Raw genomic sequence first — 18492 nt, 5'->3', positions numbered from 1 at the left:
CCTCTCCATCCCTATCATTCAATCGAGCGACCGGGTGTGGGTAAACCAAGCCTTATGTCTGACGCGAGCCGTGTGATGGGACAACTATCAAGCACGGTTCTTGGAGGAGCCTTGGCAGGTAACTGCCAAGGCTTACTCGACTCTATTCCCGGCATCAAAGGAAACGTTGCCGACAAACTTCGGGCCGGCTGGCTCGAAATTCAAAGCATTCAATACGACGTCCATCGCGAGATAACGTCGAGCTCATCGACACAATTCGACCGCGAATCAATCAACGCCGCGATGGGCGACCTGCGCGTAACCCGTTTCATGGACTCAGCCACGCCAAGCCTGTTTCTGGAATCCTGTTGCGGCCGCGGTCAGACAATCATCGCGCACTTGACCAAGACCGGGCAGGGCACCGGCGCCCAGAGCTACGCCGAGATTATTTTCAAACATGCGTTGATCTGTCGCTACACCACCGGTGGCCATTACAAATACACGCGCCGGCCGTTGGAGATGATCTCGTTTAGCTTTACGGCGATGGAGTTTAAGTATCAGCCGTTTGATGACGATGGGCTGGCGTTGTCGCCGATGGCGGTGGGGTTTGATACGGCGACGAATACCAAGTCATAAGCTCAACGATTTTGCGCGACGACAAGGAGAATAACCATGGTTACTTCTGAAGACATCCTGATTGAGCGGAGCCACTTTGAACAAATTGGCGTGGAGAATACGAAGTTGGACTTGTGGAGAGGGGTGCATCTTAAAGATGACAGGCCCAATCCGCTTTATCCGGATTTAGAGGATCGGACCTTATCCCACGGGGGCACGAGAGAAGCCGACATCAAGCCGCGGTTTGATGCTGAATTTGATGAATGGTGTGTGGATTTGGAGTTCGATAAGAAAGGAAGGCCCAAAGGAACCTCCCTTGCCGACCGCGAAGGAATATTCGGGCACAAGAATTGGAAATATTTCTTTATCCCGGGTGGTACTTCGATTCCGGATGAGTTGATAATTACCAAGGATGGATCTTTGGAAGGGAAAAACTGTACTCATTACACCATCGCGCCGAAATATAGGATGCCGAAGTGGACGTTTTTGAAAGCGCTTGATCAACTTAAGATGAACGCAGAAATACAGTTGCGACAAATGAAGGGGATGGGGCATGGTTGATATTAGAGACAGGGGCTTGATTATGTTGGTCCAAGCTGCGGACACCGCCATTCAATACAGTAATTTCGTGATCCAGTCAGGAATTGGCGACAGGAGGAGGATCGACGAAGATATATCCAAGTTTCAAGGACTCTTGAGCCATCTGTGTGAGTTGTATTTAGTGCAGCGTGGGATCGACCCGACCATGCCGGAGTTGGAAAGTCTGGTGCGACACGGCCGCATAACACCTACAACCGGCAATGCCGACGTCGACGGTCGTGAGCTAATTGTAATTCTCCAGGTGCTAGAAAAGGCAATGGAATTTTGTAATTTGATCGCTGAATCGGAGACGGTGGACCAAGCCGACTACCAGGAGTTTTCCTATTTGTATGAGCGGGATCTAGCTGGCCTGTGTGGTCTCTATTTGGGTGAGCGTAAGCAAAACTCGTTTCTGCCGGCGCTTGAGGAGGTAATTAAATATAAATATCAAGAGCCAGATTCGAGAAAACAAAAGCGATAGTTGGCTTCGACACTTCGCGATTCTTAAAAACGTAATGTCGAATGAGCGGTAGGTGGTGGGTCAGCGACTTCAGACTCAAACTCAGGCGTTGATGGCCGCTTCTACTCAATGCTAAACAGAGCAAACGTTCACAACCTAATTTTGCTTTCGCCAATTGGTTGAGAAGTCGAGTGCGCGCAGCATCGCGAAAGTATCGCAGCACGTAATACCAAGACCTGCGCAGACGTCGGGGATGCGCCGGTTTTGCCTTTGTTTGCGTGGGGAGGATACCTCAGTCGTCACAATACACCGATCACCTGGTGAGGCGAGCGCATAGGCGATTAAAAATGGATCTCGACCAATTTGCTCAACCTCATCATCGGTTAGGTCTGGCGCATAACCTTCTTCTACAACTCGGCGAACCAGCTCGGCGCTAGCCTCTTCGTCAAGAAGTATCGCCGCCTTATTGGCGTTAACCCACGCAAATAAAAGATCCTTCTCAATGTTTTTACCACCGTCCTTTACCTCTTCAAATGTTTCTATGGGCATCTTTAGATCATTAGTCGTTCCCTGATGAGCGAGCCATGCCCAAAATTCCGGAACAGCTTTGACCGGGTAATACAGATTATTTGCGGTAATGAGGACATTTGCATCGAGTAGATAGAGCATGCGTTATGCTGCCTGACCAATCGAGAGAGCTGCCCCACTCAAAAGAGGATGAACGCTCCGCGCTTTCACACCCAGAAGCTTGCCTGCTTTAGTCGGTGTAAGAGATCCCTCACTCATGTTACGAGCAACGAAACTAAGTAGCGCGGACCCTAGCCGGTGCCGGCGGACGACATAGTAGTCTGGCCCCCCATCCTGCTCGCGATTGCGCTCTCGCTGAGCGGCGCGACTCTGGCGCCATTCTGATTCAAATTGCGATCTCAACCTCTGCCACATCTTTTCCGAGAGCAATTCCGCTCGGAACAGTCGATATGCCACCATCGTTCGACTAAGTAACCGATCTTTGGCGAATAAACTAATTTGTGTTGCCGCAGTTCGTTGGTCGGTACGCTGATCGACTCCGACGAGGTTAAGTTCATTGCCCGGCAAGAGGAAGTTGCTTGCCACGTCGTTACAGAAGCGTTCGAGCTGCATGTCAGTGAACTGCCCACTCACGCCAGTCGCACCCAACCATAGATGTGCTAGTTCATGCAGGAGAGTAAATGACCACGCTGATTTAGCATCCTGATCGTTGATAACGACGAATGGGGCAATTGGATCTGCAAGGGCAAAACCTCGAAATGTTGCGACATCAAGCGTTGTATGGTGACTGCCGAGATTGCCAACGAGCAACACGAAAACGCCAACTGCCTCGATTTTTGCGCGGAGCAAGCTGAATGCAGCTTCGGGTGAGCCTTGCGCTCTAAATGTGGCAAGATCAAAGCTAAGAATTTGCCGAATGGAAGCGAGCACGGTACCAACTCCCTCGTCCATCTTCATCGACCCAATAAACCGAAGCGGTGCTACTTCTTCATCATCAGCAATGATTGTTCGCACCATTGATTGACGAGCTCGTATGTCGCGTATAAGCGCATCGACGAGTGGCTCGGCTTCTGTTTGTCTATCTGGCAAGGTTCGGAAGTCTTGACCGCGATCACCTTTACGTGGTGGAGCGCTCATGTAGAAGGTTAGGAGAGGGCGGCGGTAGAGCTTCGCCATTTTCGACAGATGAGTTCTGCTCGGTGCGCTAACGCCTGTTTCAAGCGCGCTGAGTCGCGTGGCCGCGGCAATGCCGCGGGCCTTGCTAATTCCGAGCTTCGCTGCGGCCTCGTCGATGGACAAACCGGCCGTCTCTCGAGCCCAGACCAATATTTCGGGGTTTACGCGGGGCATCTGTGCATCTCTTACCCGAGTATGTGTTTCAGTATAATTAGTTGCTGTAATCGTAACCCAATTTGTTGTTGCGGGATTGTTATGAATGTCCGCTCAGGGGTCGACTTCGGACATTACAATCTGACGCTGTGTGTCAGATATAAAGTTGGCCTAATACAAACTAAGTTGTCATAGATGTCCGCTCTCGCCAGTTTTGGCGTCAACCTTTATTCCCCCGTCGAAGGGCGGTATATCTTGTTGCCTTTCGGGGCTGGGTTGCCGACATTGTCGGGGCAACCTGCGGCCATGTCTCCACAGATAGCAAGACCGTGCGCGGCTCCGCCGACGGCGATCAATGTGCGATTCACGGGGTCAGCGCCTTTGCCACCACGCTCGGCTCGGATAGGTGGTGGGTCAAGAGAAAGTCACCGAAAACCGTAAAAAAAGAACCCGGATCGAAACGCGGCGTTATTGGTTAATTGCCCACGTATTCGGGCCGGTCGATGCAAAACAGGGAGCGACTGCCGGCATGTCGGGAGGGTCGAATCCGTGCGCGACACCGGCCCGGGCGAGTCCGCGGTGGAAAGACGCTATTTCATTGTGATGGTGCTTGGGCTAGATGCCATTGCCCTGCGGTTGCGTTCGATTGCCATCGGAAACCCCGGAAAGCTGGGGTAAAATGCCGGCCCTCGTTCATCTCGAAAACCTTTACGGAGTACGCCTTGTCGAAGAAGCCGCTCAATCGCTATAGCTCCCGCATCACTCAGCCGCGCTCGCAAGGCGCTTCGCAGGCGATGCTTTACGGTACCGGTCTGACCGAAGCGGACATGAGCAAACCGCAGGTTGGTATCGCCAGTGTTTGGTGGGAGGGCAATACCTGCAACATGCATTTGAACGACCTCGCCGCCAAGGTGAAGGAAGGCTGCGCGCCGGTCGGATTGGTCGGCATGCGCTTCAACACGATCGGCGTATCCGATGGCATTTCGATGGGCACCGATGGCATGTCGTACTCGCTGCAGTCGCGCGACCTCATCGCCGATTCGATCGAGACCGTGGTCGGCGCCCAATGGTACGACGGGCTGATTGCGATACCCGGCTGCGATAAAAATATGCCGGGCTGCGTGATCGCGATGGGTCGTCTTAACCGACCCGCGCTGATGATTTACGGCGGTACGATCAAGCCGGGTCGTTCACACGGCCGTACTCTCGATATCGTCTCGGCGTTTCAAAGTTACGGCGAGTACATCGCCGGTAAAGTCGACGACAACACGCGCGGCGATATCGTCCGCCATTCATGCCCCGGTGCCGGTGCTTGCGGCGGTATGTACACCGCCAACACCATGGCATCGGCCATTGAGGCGCTCGGCATGTCGTTGCCGTATAGCTCGTCGACGCCGGCGGTGGATGGCGGCAAGATCAGCGAATGCCTCGATGCCGGTAAAGCGATTCAGCGTTTGCTCGAGCTCGATCTAAAGCCGCGCGACATCATGACGCGCGCCGCGTTCGAAAATGCGATGGTAGTGGTAATGGCGCTCGGCGGCTCGACCAATGCGGTGTTGCATCTCATTGCCATGGCGCGTGCGGTCGATGTCGAGTTGACGATCGATGATTTCCAGAAAGTGAGCGATCGGATTCCGTTCTTGGCCGACTTGAAACCATCGGGCAAGTACGTGATGGAAGACCTGCATTTAGTCGGCGGCATTCCGGCGGTGATGAAGTATTTGCTGGAGCAGGGCTTGATCGACGGTAGCTGCATGACCGTGACCGGCAAGACCATCGCCGACAATCTCAAAAACCTTCCGGGCCTGAAGGTTGGGCAAGAAGTGTTTCTGCCGTTGGAGAAGCCGATCAAGCCGACTGGCCACATTCAGATTTTGAAAGGCAATCTCGCGCCCGGCGGCTCGGTCGCCAAGATCACCGGCAAAGAGGGTCTGCGCTTCGTCGGCCCGGCGCGGGTCTACGACGCCGAGGAAGACATGTTGGCGGCGCTCGAGCGCAAAGAAATTCAGAAAGGCGACATTGTCGTCATCCGTTATGAAGGCCCGAAGGGTGGCCCGGGCATGCCGGAAATGTTGACGCCAACGTCAGCCATCATGGGCGCCGGCCTCGGCCAAGACGTCGCTCTCATCACCGATGGGCGTTTCTCTGGGGGTTCGCACGGCTTCATCATCGGCCACGTAGTGCCCGAAGCGCAGGAAGGCGGTCCGATTGCACTCATCAACGACGGCGATGTCATTACGATCGATGCTGACAGCAAGCGGCTCGATGTGGCGTTGACCGCCGATGAGCTGGCGCGTCGCCGCGCCGCCTGGAAAATGCCGGCGTACAAGGCGACGCGAGGGACGCTCTACAAGTACATCAAGACCGTCAAGAACGCGTCCGACGGGTGCGTTACCGACGAATAGTCGGTTCGGGTGCCAATGGCGGATGGCGTTGTTTTTCCCGGCGCCATTCGGAGAGGAAGATCAGCGCCGCATCGCGGTTAATCGGCGCGAGCGGCGCCGGTTGCGCTGCCGATTGCGCGATGTGTACCGCACTCGCGCGCGCCAGCAAATAAAGTCGGCGATATTCCTTGAGGCAGCGCACCGCTTCAGCGGTGCGGCGCCGTTCTTTGAGCAGCTCTTCGCATAAGGAAGCAAACGCCTGTTCGGTTTGCCGTAGTGTTTCAAGTGCGCGTTCGAGGGCGCTTGTCGATTCTACTTCCGTCGTGTTTGGGTAACGCTGCAACAGTTGGTTTCCTTTATTTTTATGTTGTACTTTCCGTCGCCGTTCCATCGTCGACCTCCAATTGCCTGAGATGTGTTACAGGATTCCAAGAAGCATGAGAACGAGTAGCGCGCCGAAGGGGACGCCGAGCAACCACAACATAATGACGCGCATTTTATTCTCCGTTTCTAAAGCATGCCGTAGACCATAGCAAATGCTGTGCCATGAAAATCTCATTGTTATCGTGGATATGTTCGGTTGATGTTGGCTCGGCGATTCATTTTTCGCAGGTTTTAAATGCGATGCATACATCGCGTATGTAAGTAGAGCCGTGTTACTGACGCGCGAGTGCTAGCGCTGTCGTTAACTATCGGCGCAATTGTCGCTGCACAGAGACATAAAAAACTCAGTTAAACACGCGAACTATCGCGACAACGAAAATCTAGCGTCGTCTGCCGACGACAAATAACTGCATCGCAATGCGCGTCACCAGTTAATTACGCTGAATTTACGCCGGGTTACGCGTTGGCACGCGCATTGCTAATGCGGGAGTGGCACGAGCACACGAAGTGCTCTCGGTCTTAACCACCATTCAGTTAAGGAGATTGTCATATGAAATTTCTCAATAAAGCTGTGCTCTTTGCTTTCGCACTATCAGCAGTGTCGGGCGTTGCATGCGCCGCTGGCAGCACCTCCACCGGCGCGTCCGGCAGCACCGGATCGACGGGCAGCGCGGCGGCCGGCTCAACCGGTTCGTCCGCCACCGGTGCGGGAACCTCGTTCAGCGATATCGACAAGAACCGTGACGGCGCTATTGACGCCAGTGAAGCGGCTTCGGTAACGGGTCTGGACTTTACGACGGCCGATAGCGACCACAACGGTCAATTGTCGCGTTCGGAATTCGAAGCAGCTGGCCGTGGTAGCAGCGGCAGCTCGAGTGGCAGCACCGGTTCTGGTTCCACCACTACAACACAATAATATTTCGATCCAGATGTTTTGCCCGGCTGGTCGTCGTCAAGGGCGTTTCAGCCGGGTACTTTAGGATAGGTGTACAAGAAACCCATTGTTCTGCCCAAACAATGAATTAAAGAAGGGCGAGTTTTTTCACATCAACGTAATAGGTAAGGAGTATTAAAAATGAACAGGATCGCAAAATCAGTAGCAGTCGCAATGGCCTTAGCCGCTCTTCCGTTTGCCGCGCAAGCAGCCGACAGCTCGGCGAAAGATTGGCCGACCTTCAAGAAGGCCGATGCCGACAGCAGCGGCGCCGTTAGCGTGGATGAAGCGCGTAGCGTCACCGGTCTTTCGGAAAACTTTGCGTCGTACGACAAGAACGGCGACGGTCAGTTGAGCCGCTCCGAGTACGAGTCCGCCAAGAAAGCGCAGAAAGGCGGCAAGGCCGGTGAGACCAGCAATTCGTCGGGTAGCAGCGGTTCTTCTTCGACCGGTTCCACCGGTTCGTCGACTGACACCAGCGGCGCTTCGGGTTCCGGCTCGACGACCACAACGCAATAACGCGATCTAAAAAATCGCGAGTTAAGTAGGGTGATGTTCCCATGGATGGGAACCCGCTCCGGCCATCTTCAGCCGCTCCTCCTCGGAAGATGGCCGGGGCGGGAATCATGGATGAATGTAAAGTGTGTGGTCTTTCGCTTTTAATTAGTTGGGAGAGACCGCATTGGGGAAATGTAACTGCAGTGTTAGCATCCCGGCATAGCAAAAAATATTACGTGCTAGGATGCGTCTGTGACTTTTTATCGAGCGACATCCAGTCGTTATTTAATTCTTACCGGTTTCTTTTTACTCGCACTGTTACTGATCATCGGCCAGTTATCGGCGATCACTTCGGTCGATCGGCTTTCGCGTCAAGGTAAGTCGTGGATCTACGAAGCTGCCGAGACACTGCATCTCAGTCAACTATTAGCCACGCACATCACGTCGCTCGAGCGAGCGGCACGTCAATACGAAGTCGTGCGCAATCGTGCCTTATATCAGGTTTATCTCGAACGTCATGGTCGGTTCCAAGAGGATGCCGCGCGCCTAGCCGCACATACGCTGACTGAAGCGCAACAGCAACGCTTGGAAACGCTGCGCGACGAAGAAGACGCGATTTTCGAGGTGCTCGATGCCAATTCGCCAGCCGCCGAAGCGCGCGCGGCGATCGATAAATTTGCCGCACTCGACGTCGTCAGCCGAGCCATTCTGGCGGAAAGCGGCACGTTAGTGGGGCAGGCGGTCGATCAGATCCAGGAAGCGGCCTCCGAAACGAAACACCGCTTGGTCTATCAGGCGGTAGCGCTCATTCCGGCGGCGTTAATGCTGGCGGCGATCTATAGTGCGTTGATCAACCGGCCGATACGACAAATGGCGCGCGCTATTCGCGCCTTGGGCGACGGTAAATTCGTCGAGCCATTACGCGTGACCGGACCACGCGATTTGGAAGAGCTAGGAAAGCAGCTCGATTGGTTGCGACTGCGATTGCGTGGACTCGAACAGCACAAGGTCACTATTCTGCGCAATATCTCGCATGAACTAAAAACACCGTTGGCGGCGCTGCGTGAAGGCATTGAGCTGATGCACGACGAGGTACCGGGAACGCTCAATCGCCAGCAGGCCGAGATTGTCCGCATCTTGCAAACGAACAGTGTGCGTCTCCATAAGCTGATCGACGACCTTATCAACTTCAGCATCGCCCAAGCGGAAGACCCATTTCTCAACGACCGACCGGTGCAACTGCATCGCTTGCTCGAACGCACCGTGCAGGAACAGCAACCGTCGTTGTCGGCGCGACGGTTGCAAGTGCGTTGCGAATATACCGAAGCGACGGTGGTAGGCGATCAGGAAAAATTGAAATCGATTTTCGATAATCTGCTGTCGAATGCTATTAAGTATTCGCCTGAGGGCGGCGAGATTTTCGTCCAGCTGCAACGTGCCGAGGGTAAAGCCGTGGTGGACGTGTGCGATCAAGGGCCAGGCATTGACATGTCAGAGCGCACTAAAGTTTTCGATGCATTTTATCAAGGTCAAGCCGCAACGAAGGCGCGTGTACGCGGCAGTGGTTTAGGTTTGTCGATCGCGCATGCTTATACGCGTGTGCATAAGGGCACGATCGAAGTGTTGGATAGTGTGCACGGCGCGCATTTGCGCGTTGCGTTGCCTTTGGCCGGCGCGTAATCTCGGCGGTCGAAGCAAGAAGCGCATTCCATGAATAATAAGAGAGTAAAGGTTTTTATTGTCTTGATTTTTTCGCTGTTGCCGGCGTGTGCGACATGGTCGACGCCCAAGGCCGATGGCGAGCCTGCGCGCGATCAGCCGGTCGAACAACGTTTGACCGCCAACGATCTCGAGGCGCTAATGAGTTATACCGCGACGTTGCAATTGCTTTCATCGGACGAATTGCGCCGCGAGTATGAGCGTGTCGAGGCAAATTACAATAAAGATGAAAATATTACCGATCGTTTAAAGCTTGCGGCATTACTCAGCGTGCGGCACGCCGAGTTTCGCAACGATACGCGTGCGCGCGATTTGTTGCTGCAATCAGTCGGCGACGGCGATTACGATTCGCAGCTCTATCGAAGTCTGGCAGCGTTACTGCTGGTAATGCTGGACGAGCGCCGTACCTTGGAACACAGTGTAGAAGACGAGCGTCGGCAACGGCAGGCGCTTAGCAAAAAACTGGAACAATTACGGGCGATCGAAGAAGAGATCGACCGACGCACTTCACCCCCTGTGATAACACCCCGAAATGGACAGCCGCGCACAAATTCTGGTAGTTGACGACGATGTCGGCTTGCTAAAGCTGTTGGTCATGCGGCTCAATGCCGCTGGCTATACGGCGGAAGCGGCGGAGAGCGGCGAGATGGCACTCGCGCGGTTAGCCGCCGCGCAACCGCAGCTCGTCGTTACCGATCTACGCATGGACGGTATCGATGGTATGACGTTATATAACGCTATCCATCAGCGTCACCCGACGTTGCCGGTCATCATACTTACGGCGCACGGTACCATCCCGGAAGCGGTCGACGCGATTAAGCGCGGCGTTTTCGGTTATCTCACCAAACCGTTCGATAGCAAAGGTCTGTTGAAAGTCGTGGAGCAGGCGTTACGCGTGACCAGCGCGCATCGTACGACCGACGGCAGCACTGCCGACCGCGCTTGGCGCAGCGAGATCATTAGTCAAAGCGCGGTGATGGAAGATCTGCTGCAGCAGGCGCGCCTGGTGGCCGACAGCGAGGCATCGGTTCTCATTCAAAGTGAAAGCGGTACCGGCAAGGAATTATTGGCACGGGCGATCCATCGCGCCAGCCGGCGTCGCGAGCAGCCGTTTGTTGCCATGAACTGCAGTGCGATTCCGGAGACCTTGCTCGAGTCGGAATTGTTCGGTCATATGAAAGGCGCATTTACCGGCGCCACGCAGAACCATAAAGGCTTGTTCCAGGCAGCCAACCGCGGCACGTTATTTCTTGACGAAATCGGCGATATGTCGCTTACCTTTCAAGCGAAGTTGTTGCGCGTCTTGCAAGAGAAAGAAGTGCGACCGGTGGGATCGAGTGAAACAATTCCGGTCGATGTGCGTGTGATCTCGGCAACTCACCGTGATCTCGATCGTGCCGTCGTCACTGGCGAGTTTCGTCAAGACCTTTACTACCGGTTGAACGTTGTCACGCTACGTTTGCCGACGTTAGCGCAACGTCCCGAAGATATTCCGATGTTGGTTGGCTATTTCTTGGCAAAGGTCGCCGAGCGCAGCAACAAGGAACCGAAGACGTTTGCACCGGAGGCAATGGAGCTACTGGTTGGCGCGAGCTGGCCAGGAAACGTGCGGCAGTTACAAAACGTGGTCGAGCATACGTTTGCCTTGTCGACCTCGTCGATTATCACAGCGAGCCTGGTGAATAAGGCGCTGAATCATCAGCCGAGCCACGTACTATCATTCGCCGAGCGTCGCGATCAGTTCGAGCGTGACTATCTCACGCAACTGTTACGTATGACGCAAGGTAATGTCAGTCGGGCAGCACGGTTAGCGCAGCGCAATCGGACAGAGTTTTATAAATTGCTGCGGCGATATCACCTGGAACCGAAAGCGTTTCGAGGTGACGGGGCGACAACTGTTGGTTGAGACTGAATGGTCCCCCAAGGGGCCATTCAATATTTTTAAAGTAACGCTAACACTAAGACGACGACGAGTACTGTTGTTAGCAATCCACTCGGGTAGTAACCCCAACCGCGACTGTAGGGATACACCGGAAGTGCCCCGATCAGTAGTAAAACAATAATAATGAGCAGTAGCGTGTTGATCGTCATGATCGCAATCTCCATTTCTCCATTTATTGTTGATTACTATTGGGTCTTGTCGCCCTCACCCATGCACGGGAAAGGGCGACGCTTTATTTACCCAACGGAGGTAACGCGCGTTTGCCGTTCGGCAATATGATCACCTGCCAACCGCTTCCCGGTGGCGCGCACACCCGTGGCGCCGCCGGAGACACCGAGCACTAGCGACAGCAAGAGGCCGATGAATAGCCACCACGAAGCGGCCGTCAGCGCGTCGGTTGCTTTAGCGGCGGTTTCGCGGGCACCTTGTTGGGACAGCAACGGTGTCATGCGATCGACCACTTGTTCAGCCTGATCGGGGGCTACCCCCATGTCGTTTACCAGCACTTTGATCGCCTGTTCGCGGTTGCCGGATGAAATCGCCTTGCGTACAGCATTGAGCGATTCCGGATTCACCTGACCGTTGGCGCCGATCATTTGACTCAGTTGATTGAGCGCACCTTGCGAATTGCCCGATGTGGCTTGCGCCGCTGTCTGTGTGCCGGCAGTGAGCACGCGGAACGTTCCGCCGAGAATGGCGCCGATAGCGCTGGTGGTTAGGACGGCGTAAAGCAGGGTAGTTGCGGCCCATGATACGAAGCCATGCAACATGCCGTCGGATGAGCGTGAAAGCCCGGACATATGACCCGCGACGTAACCGCCGATAAAAGCACTCGCCAATAAGCTAACGCCGGTCCAAATGCCGGCGCCGAGGGGGACCCGACCAATGGGTTCTGCTGAGGTTGGATCAATAGCGGTTAGCCCAACAGCTACGCCTAAGAGCGATAACAATAAATAGCTCGCCGTTCCGCCGACAACGCCGGCGAGGATGGCTCCCCAGCGGATCGCCGAAAAATAAGACCGACGGGCTAGCCGTGTGTCTAACGTTTGCACTTCCATTACCGTTGCCATGTGTTGCTCTCCTTGCTTTATAAATAAACCTCGACACCAGCGAGTGGACTATCGGTAATGTCGGAATCGCGCACGATCAAATGGTTGTCGATGGCGATATTGGCGATGTCCCGCGCCAGTTCGGCCGCACGCAGTTTGGCAGCCGCGCTGTCAACGACGCCGCTTAAGCGCAGTCGACCGGTCATGAGCGTTGCTCGAATATCTTGATGGCAAGTCATCGGATCGCGACTGATATAACTGATGACTAACGCCGTTAGCGGTTGGGGTGTTGGTGAGATGGGAGGCTGATAACACGTCTTAAGTGCCCCATTCGCCTTGGGCTGCGAGCGTGGCAGCGGCGGCACATCGCAGCCGACGACCGCAAGACCCAATGCGGCGACCATTAACCATTTCATGGCATTTGCGTTTCGGAGTTGTGCGGCGGACGGCTGGTGAGGGCGCCGAGGGTAAAGCCAATGGCAGCGGCAATGCTGATGGCAGCCATCGGGTGCGCTTCAATGTAGGCCGATGCTTTATCGATATAAGCGCGGGAATTCTCACCGGCGATGCGCAGGTATTCCTCCGCCGATTCGCCGTAGCCGCGGAGCGCCTCCACTGCATCATGCGCCGCCTCGGCGACGCGCTCGGTCGTCGACTGCAAAGCGCTTTCGGCGCTGCTCACTGCCTTGTGTGCTTGTTCTATCGCCACGGGTTCTCCTTGCGCTAACCGCGCCATCATTGACACTGTTACATCTACCGGATAATTACCACTCTTCGTTTGTGGCTTCTTGCGAAGCCCCGGTCGGAAGTCTCTAAGCAAACGCTGTACCATGTATCGCCGGCTGAAAATGCCGTGTTTTAGAGCGATTTTGCCGTACCGGTGTCGGCTGGCCGCGACAGCCAGGGAGCACGTTGCCTTCATCCTTTTGATTGATGACCGAATATTGTGTCGCCGACGGACGACAATATCGGCCGGCACTGTGGTTGAATGCTTTCCGCCATCGCGTATTATGCGCGCACGGCATTTGCGGCATGGCCGCAATGACGGAGTTCCGGCCTTTTCCCGGTACTTTTAGAAAAATTCTGGCATTACTTTCATGGCCACACCCACGAAACGACATTATTTCAGCGCATTCCTGAGCGCTCCGGCCGTTGCCGCCATCTATTGGCTGATTACGTTCTTGGTCGAGCTCGTGGGTTGTATGCCTGCGTTTGCCGACGTCGACTTTTTCGGTGTACGCGTCACGGTTTTTTTGCTTATCGCGTTGACGTTTGCTGCGCTGATTCTGATCATCTTCGCGGCGTTGCAGGCGGTGCGTGTATTTCGAGTAGCGGCAAGGCGGCGTCATCGTGACGGATTGGATCCTCGGTTGGGTGTCGCTCTGGCAATTGTTCTCGCGTTAATTTCTTTCGCCGTCACCGTGTGGGTAGGGTACGCCGTGTTGCGGGCCCCGTGCGGTGGTTGAACGTTTGATCGCGGGCTTTTGGCACTCATTTAAAGACGCCCGCCCGCGATCAAAACGCCTGTCGATTTAATGCTCGCGGTGGTGCTCTTCCGTGTTAAGCGTTGCGTGCGGATAAAGAATATCGCGCAACGTATGAACTGTTTCGACATTAAAGTCAGTGAACATCAGACCGGCCCCGCTTTCGCCCGACCAGATTACCGTCGCCGGTAGACGATGGTGGCTAGTGCTGCCTTCCGTATTCACACTGAAGGCCACCGACACGTGAGCGTTTTCCGGCAGTTTGTCGATTTTCACCGATTGCAGTTTGACGAACATGCCGCCAATGCCGACATTATGTGTGTAACCCAGGGCAACGGCTTCGCCGTCGTTAAAGAGTTTCACGGGTAACGCCAGCGCCTGGCGCGCGCTCCACCGATGATCCATCTGTGCTTTATCCATTTTCAACCCTCCAGCTGTTGTATAAATAATATTTACTGACCCGAATTTTTTTATCACCCATGCGGGCGGGAAGTTTGGCCTGTCGCCGATATGGCAGTCGGCATACCGAGGCGTTGTTCATCTGCCAGCAGTAGTGCTAGCAATGCATAGAACACGTTGGGTGTTAGATTACTGAACATTAAGCCAGCGTCTTCGCGCGTCCAGCGGACAATAACGGCCGGCAATCGATAGAGCCGGCAAATACGCCGTTGACGGCGGATCAAAACAATCTTTATATCGTCGTTGAACACACCATGAAGTGGGCGCATCTTTATATAAAGTCCAGCGATACTGATGTTTTGAATATGGCCATGGATCAATCCCCCTGGCCGGCAATCAACAACCGCTCTGGCGTTTACGACACGACGAGTTGCGCAACGATGCTCCATTCTCAACCGATCGCTCGAATGCGATACGCCTCAGGTCCTTTGGGTCCCAATTCCAGAATAAATTCGACAATCTGTCCTTCACGCAATGTTTTATAGCCGTCCATCTCAATAGCGGAGTAGTGCGCAAAGACGTCGTCGCCGCCTCCATGAGGTACGATAAATCCATATCCCCGATTTTCGTTGAACCACCTAACTACACCTTTTTCCATCGAGTCTCCTTGAGCGGCCATTGTATTGCCGGGTGGCCTTAACAGGAGCCAAGACTGTACGAATACGCTAACGGCGGAGGTATCCGGACATGTACCAAATCGTATTCAGGGTTTCCACGTATCATTAGTAGGGAAACGAACAGAATGAATTTCCGGTGGTTATCGTGTGCCTGAAAATAAAAAAGCCGCCTTGCGGCGGCTTCAAAGACAACAAATTTTTTATGCGTTACAGCGTACGTTCAAAATCTTGAACTTGCTGTTCCGCCTCTTCACGGGCAATGCCGTAGGATTCCTGGATTTTTCCAACCAGTTCCTCACGACGGCCGTTGATCACATCGAGCTCATCGTCGGTAAGATCGCCCCACTTCGCTTGGATCTTTCCTTTGAACTGCTTCCAATTGCCTTGCACTTGATTCCAATTCATAAACACCTCCGTATTTTATTCAGGTTCATACAGGCGGGCGGCGGCCCATCACCAAGAACACGACGAACAGAATTAAAAAGATAAAGAATAAAATTTTGGCGATGCTAGCCGCAGTGCCGGCGATACCGGTGAAACCGAGTAAGGCGGCGATGATTGCAATGATTAAAAACGTCACAGCCCAGGTCAACATAAATCATCTCCTCTGTTGTTGTTACGTGCCTAAATCCTTGGCTATCACCGGCGTGATGTTTGCCGTCGGAGGTTACTGTTGCGTGCTGCTACCGCTGCTGCCACCACTTGAGCTCGAGCCGGAACCCGTTTGGCCCGAAGAGGAAGAGCCACCCGACGAACTCGGCGTCGACGAGCTGCCCGAACGGCTACCATCATCACGCTGGCACGCGACGGTGCCGGCGGCGAGGAGGGCGGTAACAGCGAGTGTGGTCCAGATTTTCTTGCTCATTTCAATTCTCCTAAGCGGTTGCGATTGATATTGATAACGAATGTTTAAAGTCCTTCCATGGACACTTTTCCTCGCGCAGACCCGGTGTTTCTCCGTGCCCACTCTCACCGTTCCAGCAGTAGTCTTGAACGGTGATTGCCGCAATTTGCCGCCGCGCAATCCCTGCCTGACGACAAAGCTCCGGGTGAAACGACTGCGCCAAGCGACGCGGTCGTTCCACAAACTTTTACTTACTGCCATTTCATTTGTTGCTTGTTCGGTCGGCGTGACAACAAGTAATCGTATACAGTCGCGAGTACGGCTGGCCAAACGACGTGATGAGCTAACCAATGCGGGGTCAAACCCAGCCGTTCGCGCATACCGTCAGCGGCTTTGGGTCGACGCGCCTGCCGTCGGCTACGCCAAAAACCCATTAGCCAGCCACCCGAGAATCCCATCACCAGCGCCGTCTTCGACGCTAACTTGCCGTGCAGCACATGTTTAAATTCAGCCGTGCTCTGCTGCAGTGCCGCTTGCGCCAGCTCCAGTTGGCGCTCTTTGGTTCGAAGTTGATGCTTTAATTTCATGATGACGTTGGTCCTATCTTCTCCAACATCTTTCGCGTCACCGGGAAAGTCAGTCGGCGCGCCAATCGCGGAAGGAAAGCGATCAGTAAACCGGCGACTACGGCGTTGACGACGGCGGCCAGTAGTAGGGCACTGCCGAGGGCCAAGCCGAACTCGACTAAACCGAGTACGGCGGCGGCGATTAACAGTCCCCATGTCGTTACTGCCAACAACGTCGCCACGACGGCGGCGATAACCATTTTTACCAACGCCAATCCTGCAACCCGCGACTCCAGCGCCGCGATCTCTACCAAGCGTGCGACGATGTCGCGCGCTGATCGTAGTGCTGTCGCGGCGAGACCGCGCAGGCTGGTGTTGGCACCGATGGTGGGCGCGGCGGTGTTTGCGGCCGCCGCGCCCCCGATGCGACTTGCCGATGTAGCCACCGTTTAGTCGCGACCCCGACTGAGGGCACCTAGCAGCAGCCCAACGCCAAGGGCGATACCGAGTGAAACGAGCGGCCGACGAGCGATATAGCTACTCATCTCATCGGCATATTCGCGACCGCGTTCGGTGGCGATCCGCCCGGTTTGACGCAGGCGGTCCTCCGTGCGGGTGCCGTAATCACTCAGCGTATCGATCGCTTCGTGGGCGGCACGTGCTACCCGTTCGCTGGTCGAATGAATTGCGCGCTCGGCGTCGCTAATAGCCTGATGCGGCTTGTCCGTTGCCATATCTTTCTCCTTTTGTCCAAACTAACCGGTTGTGACTAAAGCGACTTACTGCGTTTTAACAATGAGGTCATTGGAGACGGTCTTCACGCCGTCCACCGCTTTGGCCACTTGCTCCGCCTTAGTCCGTTGTTCCTGACTGTCGACGTAGCCGCTGAGCTGAACTTGGCCACTATTGGTAGTCACGTTCACGTTCAATCCCGAAACCGCTGGGTCGGCTAACAGCTGCGATTTAACCTTGGCAGTGATGGTGGCGTCGTCGATCGTTGTGCCGGCGGTGCGATGCTCGCCGTCGTGCGCGCAGCCAATAAACGCCATCGGCGCCACGATCAAAATACAAGCCAGACCCACACTGCGCGCTACTTGTTTCATGTTAAGTCTCCTGACTTCGGATTGTTGGTGGAAATTAAAACACTACTAACTGATTAAAACGTTGCCTGTACACCCGCTGTTACGGCGTCAAGATCGATATCCGCCACCTTATTAGAGCCCTGATTTTCGGCTTTCTTGAAATCGATGTAAGCCGCTTCAATGGAAAAATATTGGTCGAACTGACCACCGAGAAATACTTTCCACAGGTTATCCGATTCGTCGAGAGTGTCTTCGTTAATGTCATGGCGACCGGTGGACACGCCGAGGTAGGGCGCTGGTCGTTCAAGAAAACTCAACATTTTTGCTTGAGCGATCGTCCAAGGTGTCATTGATAGGACGCTCGCGATACCGCCGACGTAGGCAAATTTTTGAGCTGCATGACCCGTGCTCCTTTCGCGTATGAAACCCCTGTTCCCGAATCAGCGCGAGAGTTAGCTGCTCGATTTCTTTGCATCTTTTTCTAGCTGTTTGGCGTGCTCCAGATGTTCCCGTAATTTGGGTAGACTTTGCGCCGCGAATGTTTTTAGGTCCGCATCCTTTCCATCCTTCGCTTCTTTTTCGAAGTTGTCGATGACCTTTTTATGGTCCTTGACCATGGCCTCGGCATATTCGCGATCGAATTTGTTGCCTTCCAGCTTTGCCAAGCGATCCTTCTCGCGTTGTTGTTTGGACGCTGGCTGTGCCGGGAGTTCCACGCCTTTTTGCGAAACGATGGTATGCAGTTTTTCGTTGGCCTGTTCGTGGTCTTTCTTCACCGATTGAGCGAATTTACGCACCGCGTCGGTCGTGGCTTTTTGCTCGGCAAGATCGGCGAGTTCCACTTCTGCTTTGCCGGCCGATGCGGCCTGGTCGATAAACTTGGTATCTACCGATTCGAGTGCCATCGCCAGCGGCGAGACGACGATAGCGAGTGCGGCAAAACGTATACAAAGATGAGAGGTTTTCATCGTTACGGCTCCATGCATGAACTACGTTCCGTGAGTGATGCTGCCTTCATGCAATTGATATACCACGTGTGG

29 protein-coding genes are annotated in these 18492 nt (G+C 54.4%); 10 read left to right on the top strand and 19 right to left on the bottom strand.

The genetic code is table 11. The features are described 5' to 3' along the window. Positions 1–111: 111 nt before the first annotated feature. Genes HY308_02280 through HY308_02270 form a run of 3 tightly spaced genes read left to right on the top strand, consistent with a single transcriptional unit; the run spans position 112 to position 1654 of the window. The gene (locus tag HY308_02280) at positions 112–615 is read left to right on the top strand and encodes a type VI secretion system tube protein Hcp (GenBank protein ID MBI3897105.1); all 504 of its coding nucleotides are present in this window, start codon (positions 112–114) and stop codon (positions 613–615) included. A 36-nt stretch (positions 616–651) separates the two neighbouring features. Further along, positions 652–1155, top strand: coding sequence for a hypothetical protein (locus HY308_02275; protein ID MBI3897104.1), 504 nt, complete (start codon positions 652–654; stop codon positions 1153–1155). Next, a complete protein-coding gene (locus tag HY308_02270; GenBank protein ID MBI3897103.1) occupies positions 1148–1654 on the top strand; it encodes a hypothetical protein in 507 nt (168 codons plus the stop codon). Before HY308_02275 ends, HY308_02270 begins: the two co-directional genes overlap by 8 nt. Positions 1655–1789: 135 nt before the next feature. On the opposite strand, the gene HY308_02265 is transcribed toward HY308_02270, so the two are convergent. Both HY308_02265 and HY308_02260 read right to left on the bottom strand, forming a co-directional pair. Continuing rightward, positions 1790–2302: a DUF4411 family protein gene (locus HY308_02265; GenBank protein MBI3897102.1), complete on the bottom strand. Its 513-nt coding sequence runs from the start codon at positions 2300–2302 to the stop codon at positions 1790–1792. A gap of 3 nt (positions 2303–2305) precedes the next feature. After that, on the bottom strand, positions 2306–3511 hold the full coding sequence (locus tag HY308_02260; protein MBI3897101.1) for an ImmA/IrrE family metallo-endopeptidase: 1206 nt from the start codon (positions 3509–3511) through the stop codon (positions 2306–2308). Between the two features lie 482 nt (positions 3512–3993). Here HY308_02260 and ilvD point away from each other — a divergent pair, with 482 nt between their 5' ends. Further along, complete coding sequence (ilvD, locus tag HY308_02255) at positions 3994–5895, top strand: dihydroxy-acid dehydratase (GenBank protein ID MBI3897100.1); 1902 nt, start codon at positions 3994–3996, stop codon at positions 5893–5895. Here the strand turns inward: ilvD and HY308_02250 are convergent. Further along, positions 5882–6265, bottom strand: coding sequence for a hypothetical protein (locus tag HY308_02250; protein MBI3897099.1), 384 nt, complete (start codon positions 6263–6265; stop codon positions 5882–5884). The genes ilvD and HY308_02250 overlap by 14 nt on opposite strands. Positions 6266–6808: 543 nt before the next feature. On the opposite strand from HY308_02250, the gene HY308_02245 reads away from it, so the two are divergent. From HY308_02245 to HY308_02225, 5 genes are all read left to right on the top strand, one after another. After that, complete coding sequence (locus HY308_02245) at positions 6809–7174, top strand: hypothetical protein (GenBank protein MBI3897098.1); 366 nt, start codon at positions 6809–6811, stop codon at positions 7172–7174. Between the two features lie 159 nt (positions 7175–7333). Further along, on the top strand, positions 7334–7711 hold the full coding sequence (locus HY308_02240; protein ID MBI3897097.1) for a hypothetical protein: 378 nt from the start codon (positions 7334–7336) through the stop codon (positions 7709–7711). Between the two features lie 231 nt (positions 7712–7942). Next, positions 7943–9370: a HAMP domain-containing histidine kinase gene (locus HY308_02235; protein ID MBI3897096.1), complete on the top strand. Its 1428-nt coding sequence runs from the start codon at positions 7943–7945 to the stop codon at positions 9368–9370. A gap of 30 nt (positions 9371–9400) precedes the next feature. Then, positions 9401–9973, top strand: coding sequence for a hypothetical protein (locus tag HY308_02230; protein ID MBI3897095.1), 573 nt, complete (start codon positions 9401–9403; stop codon positions 9971–9973). Next, entirely contained in the window at positions 9942–11315 is a 1374-nt protein-coding gene (locus HY308_02225; GenBank protein ID MBI3897094.1) for a sigma 54-interacting transcriptional regulator, read from the top strand. Before HY308_02230 ends, HY308_02225 begins: the two co-directional genes overlap by 32 nt. Positions 11316–11350: 35 nt before the next feature. Here the strand turns inward: HY308_02225 and HY308_02220 are convergent, their stop codons facing one another. From HY308_02220 to HY308_02205, 4 genes are all read right to left on the bottom strand, one after another. Then, positions 11351–11500 (bottom strand): DUF3309 domain-containing protein, encoded by a 150-nt coding sequence (locus tag HY308_02220; GenBank protein MBI3897093.1) that lies wholly within the window; start codon positions 11498–11500, stop codon positions 11351–11353. 87 nt (positions 11501–11587) lie between these two features. Then, positions 11588–12421 carry a hypothetical protein gene (locus HY308_02215; GenBank protein ID MBI3897092.1) on the bottom strand — a complete coding sequence of 278 codons (834 nt, stop codon included), beginning with the start codon at positions 12419–12421 and terminating at the stop codon, positions 11588–11590. A gap of 17 nt (positions 12422–12438) precedes the next feature. Then, positions 12439–12816, bottom strand: coding sequence for a BON domain-containing protein (locus tag HY308_02210; protein MBI3897091.1), 378 nt, complete (start codon positions 12814–12816; stop codon positions 12439–12441). Continuing rightward, positions 12813–13109 (bottom strand): hypothetical protein, encoded by a 297-nt coding sequence (locus HY308_02205; GenBank protein MBI3897090.1) that lies wholly within the window; start codon positions 13107–13109, stop codon positions 12813–12815. Before HY308_02205 ends, HY308_02210 begins: the two co-directional genes overlap by 4 nt. Positions 13110–13497: 388 nt before the next feature. On the opposite strand from HY308_02205, the gene HY308_02200 reads away from it, so the two are divergent. Continuing rightward, entirely contained in the window at positions 13498–13866 is a 369-nt protein-coding gene (locus HY308_02200; GenBank protein MBI3897089.1) for a hypothetical protein, read from the top strand. 66 nt (positions 13867–13932) lie between these two features. Here HY308_02200 and HY308_02195 read toward each other — a convergent pair whose 3' ends face one another. From HY308_02195 to HY308_02140, 12 genes are all read right to left on the bottom strand, one after another. Then, on the bottom strand, positions 13933–14304 hold the full coding sequence (locus tag HY308_02195) for a PilZ domain-containing protein (protein ID MBI3897088.1): 372 nt from the start codon (positions 14302–14304) through the stop codon (positions 13933–13935). 53 nt (positions 14305–14357) lie between these two features. Further along, positions 14358–14612 (bottom strand): hypothetical protein, encoded by a 255-nt coding sequence (locus HY308_02190; protein MBI3897087.1) that lies wholly within the window; start codon positions 14610–14612, stop codon positions 14358–14360. A gap of 122 nt (positions 14613–14734) precedes the next feature. Further along, positions 14735–14941, bottom strand: coding sequence for a cold-shock protein (locus HY308_02185; protein ID MBI3897086.1), 207 nt, complete (start codon positions 14939–14941; stop codon positions 14735–14737). Between the two features lie 226 nt (positions 14942–15167). Next, positions 15168–15365 carry a CsbD family protein gene (locus HY308_02180; GenBank protein ID MBI3897085.1) on the bottom strand — a complete coding sequence of 66 codons (198 nt, stop codon included), beginning with the start codon at positions 15363–15365 and terminating at the stop codon, positions 15168–15170. Positions 15366–15390: 25 nt separating this feature from the next. Then, positions 15391–15555: a DUF1328 domain-containing protein gene (locus HY308_02175; protein ID MBI3897084.1), complete on the bottom strand. Its 165-nt coding sequence runs from the start codon at positions 15553–15555 to the stop codon at positions 15391–15393. 72 nt (positions 15556–15627) lie between these two features. Then, positions 15628–15825 carry a hypothetical protein gene (locus HY308_02170; protein ID MBI3897083.1) on the bottom strand — a complete coding sequence of 66 codons (198 nt, stop codon included), beginning with the start codon at positions 15823–15825 and terminating at the stop codon, positions 15628–15630. A 230-nt stretch (positions 15826–16055) separates the two neighbouring features. Next, positions 16056–16391 (bottom strand): hypothetical protein, encoded by a 336-nt coding sequence (locus HY308_02165; protein ID MBI3897082.1) that lies wholly within the window; start codon positions 16389–16391, stop codon positions 16056–16058. After that, a complete protein-coding gene (locus HY308_02160; GenBank protein MBI3897081.1) occupies positions 16388–16816 on the bottom strand; it encodes a hypothetical protein in 429 nt (142 codons plus the stop codon). The genes HY308_02165 and HY308_02160 overlap by 4 nt, the downstream gene beginning before the upstream one ends. 3 nt (positions 16817–16819) lie before the next feature. Further along, on the bottom strand, positions 16820–17104 hold the full coding sequence (locus HY308_02155; GenBank protein MBI3897080.1) for a DUF883 family protein: 285 nt from the start codon (positions 17102–17104) through the stop codon (positions 16820–16822). A 45-nt stretch (positions 17105–17149) separates the two neighbouring features. Next, positions 17150–17473 (bottom strand): BON domain-containing protein, encoded by a 324-nt coding sequence (locus HY308_02150; protein ID MBI3897079.1) that lies wholly within the window; start codon positions 17471–17473, stop codon positions 17150–17152. A gap of 53 nt (positions 17474–17526) precedes the next feature. Beyond that, positions 17527–17802, bottom strand: a complete 276-nt coding sequence (locus tag HY308_02145) for a hypothetical protein (GenBank protein ID MBI3897078.1) — start codon at positions 17800–17802, stop codon at positions 17527–17529. Positions 17803–17904: 102 nt separating this feature from the next. Then, positions 17905–18438, bottom strand: a complete 534-nt coding sequence (locus HY308_02140) for a DUF4142 domain-containing protein (protein MBI3897077.1) — start codon at positions 18436–18438, stop codon at positions 17905–17907. Between the last annotated feature and the right edge of the window lie 54 nt (positions 18439–18492).

The organism is Gammaproteobacteria bacterium, from assembly GCA_016199745.1.
In the GTDB taxonomy this organism is placed as follows: Bacteria; Pseudomonadota; Gammaproteobacteria; order Acidiferrobacterales; family Sulfurifustaceae; genus JACQFZ01.
The sequence above is the reverse complement of the archived record's forward strand: the minus strand, read 5'-3'. Positions and strand labels throughout refer to the sequence as shown.

Bases quoted from the DNA above. Each gene is read 5' to 3' on its own strand.
- HY308_02275 (MBI3897104.1), top strand. From the start codon at position 652: ATGGTTACTTCTGAAGACATCCTGATTGAGCGGAGCCACTTTGAACAA.
- HY308_02270 (MBI3897103.1), top strand. From the start codon at position 1,148: ATGGTTGATATTAGAGACAGGGGCTTGATTATGTTGGTCCAAGCTGCG.
- HY308_02265 (MBI3897102.1), bottom strand. From the start codon at position 2,302: ATGCTCTATCTACTCGATGCAAATGTCCTCATTACCGCAAATAATCTG.
- HY308_02260 (MBI3897101.1), bottom strand. From the start codon at position 3,511: ATGCCCCGCGTAAACCCCGAAATATTGGTCTGGGCTCGAGAGACGGCC.
- ilvD (MBI3897100.1), top strand. From the start codon at position 3,994: ATGCAAAACAGGGAGCGACTGCCGGCATGTCGGGAGGGTCGAATCCGT.
- HY308_02250 (MBI3897099.1), bottom strand. From the start codon at position 6,265: ATGGAACGGCGACGGAAAGTACAACATAAAAATAAAGGAAACCAACTG.
- HY308_02245 (MBI3897098.1), top strand. From the start codon at position 6,809: ATGAAATTTCTCAATAAAGCTGTGCTCTTTGCTTTCGCACTATCAGCA.
- HY308_02240 (MBI3897097.1), top strand. From the start codon at position 7,334: ATGAACAGGATCGCAAAATCAGTAGCAGTCGCAATGGCCTTAGCCGCT.
- HY308_02230 (MBI3897095.1), top strand. From the start codon at position 9,401: ATGAATAATAAGAGAGTAAAGGTTTTTATTGTCTTGATTTTTTCGCTG.
- HY308_02225 (MBI3897094.1), top strand. From the start codon at position 9,942: ATGGACAGCCGCGCACAAATTCTGGTAGTTGACGACGATGTCGGCTTG.
- HY308_02220 (MBI3897093.1), bottom strand. From the start codon at position 11,500: ATGACGATCAACACGCTACTGCTCATTATTATTGTTTTACTACTGATC.
- HY308_02215 (MBI3897092.1), bottom strand. From the start codon at position 12,421: ATGGCAACGGTAATGGAAGTGCAAACGTTAGACACACGGCTAGCCCGT.
- HY308_02210 (MBI3897091.1), bottom strand. From the start codon at position 12,816: ATGAAATGGTTAATGGTCGCCGCATTGGGTCTTGCGGTCGTCGGCTGC.
- HY308_02200 (MBI3897089.1), top strand. From the start codon at position 13,498: ATGGCCACACCCACGAAACGACATTATTTCAGCGCATTCCTGAGCGCT.
- HY308_02195 (MBI3897088.1), bottom strand. From the start codon at position 14,304: ATGGATAAAGCACAGATGGATCATCGGTGGAGCGCGCGCCAGGCGCTG.
- HY308_02190 (MBI3897087.1), bottom strand. From the start codon at position 14,612: ATGCGCCCACTTCATGGTGTGTTCAACGACGATATAAAGATTGTTTTG.
- HY308_02185 (MBI3897086.1), bottom strand. From the start codon at position 14,941: ATGGAAAAAGGTGTAGTTAGGTGGTTCAACGAAAATCGGGGATATGGA.
- HY308_02180 (MBI3897085.1), bottom strand. From the start codon at position 15,365: ATGAATTGGAATCAAGTGCAAGGCAATTGGAAGCAGTTCAAAGGAAAG.
- HY308_02175 (MBI3897084.1), bottom strand. From the start codon at position 15,555: ATGTTGACCTGGGCTGTGACGTTTTTAATCATTGCAATCATCGCCGCC.
- HY308_02170 (MBI3897083.1), bottom strand. From the start codon at position 15,825: ATGAGCAAGAAAATCTGGACCACACTCGCTGTTACCGCCCTCCTCGCC.
- HY308_02165 (MBI3897082.1), bottom strand. From the start codon at position 16,391: ATGAAATTAAAGCATCAACTTCGAACCAAAGAGCGCCAACTGGAGCTG.
- HY308_02155 (MBI3897080.1), bottom strand. From the start codon at position 17,104: ATGGCAACGGACAAGCCGCATCAGGCTATTAGCGACGCCGAGCGCGCA.
- HY308_02150 (MBI3897079.1), bottom strand. From the start codon at position 17,473: ATGAAACAAGTAGCGCGCAGTGTGGGTCTGGCTTGTATTTTGATCGTG.
- HY308_02145 (MBI3897078.1), bottom strand. From the start codon at position 17,802: ATGACACCTTGGACGATCGCTCAAGCAAAAATGTTGAGTTTTCTTGAA.
- HY308_02140 (MBI3897077.1), bottom strand. From the start codon at position 18,438: ATGCATGGAGCCGTAACGATGAAAACCTCTCATCTTTGTATACGTTTT.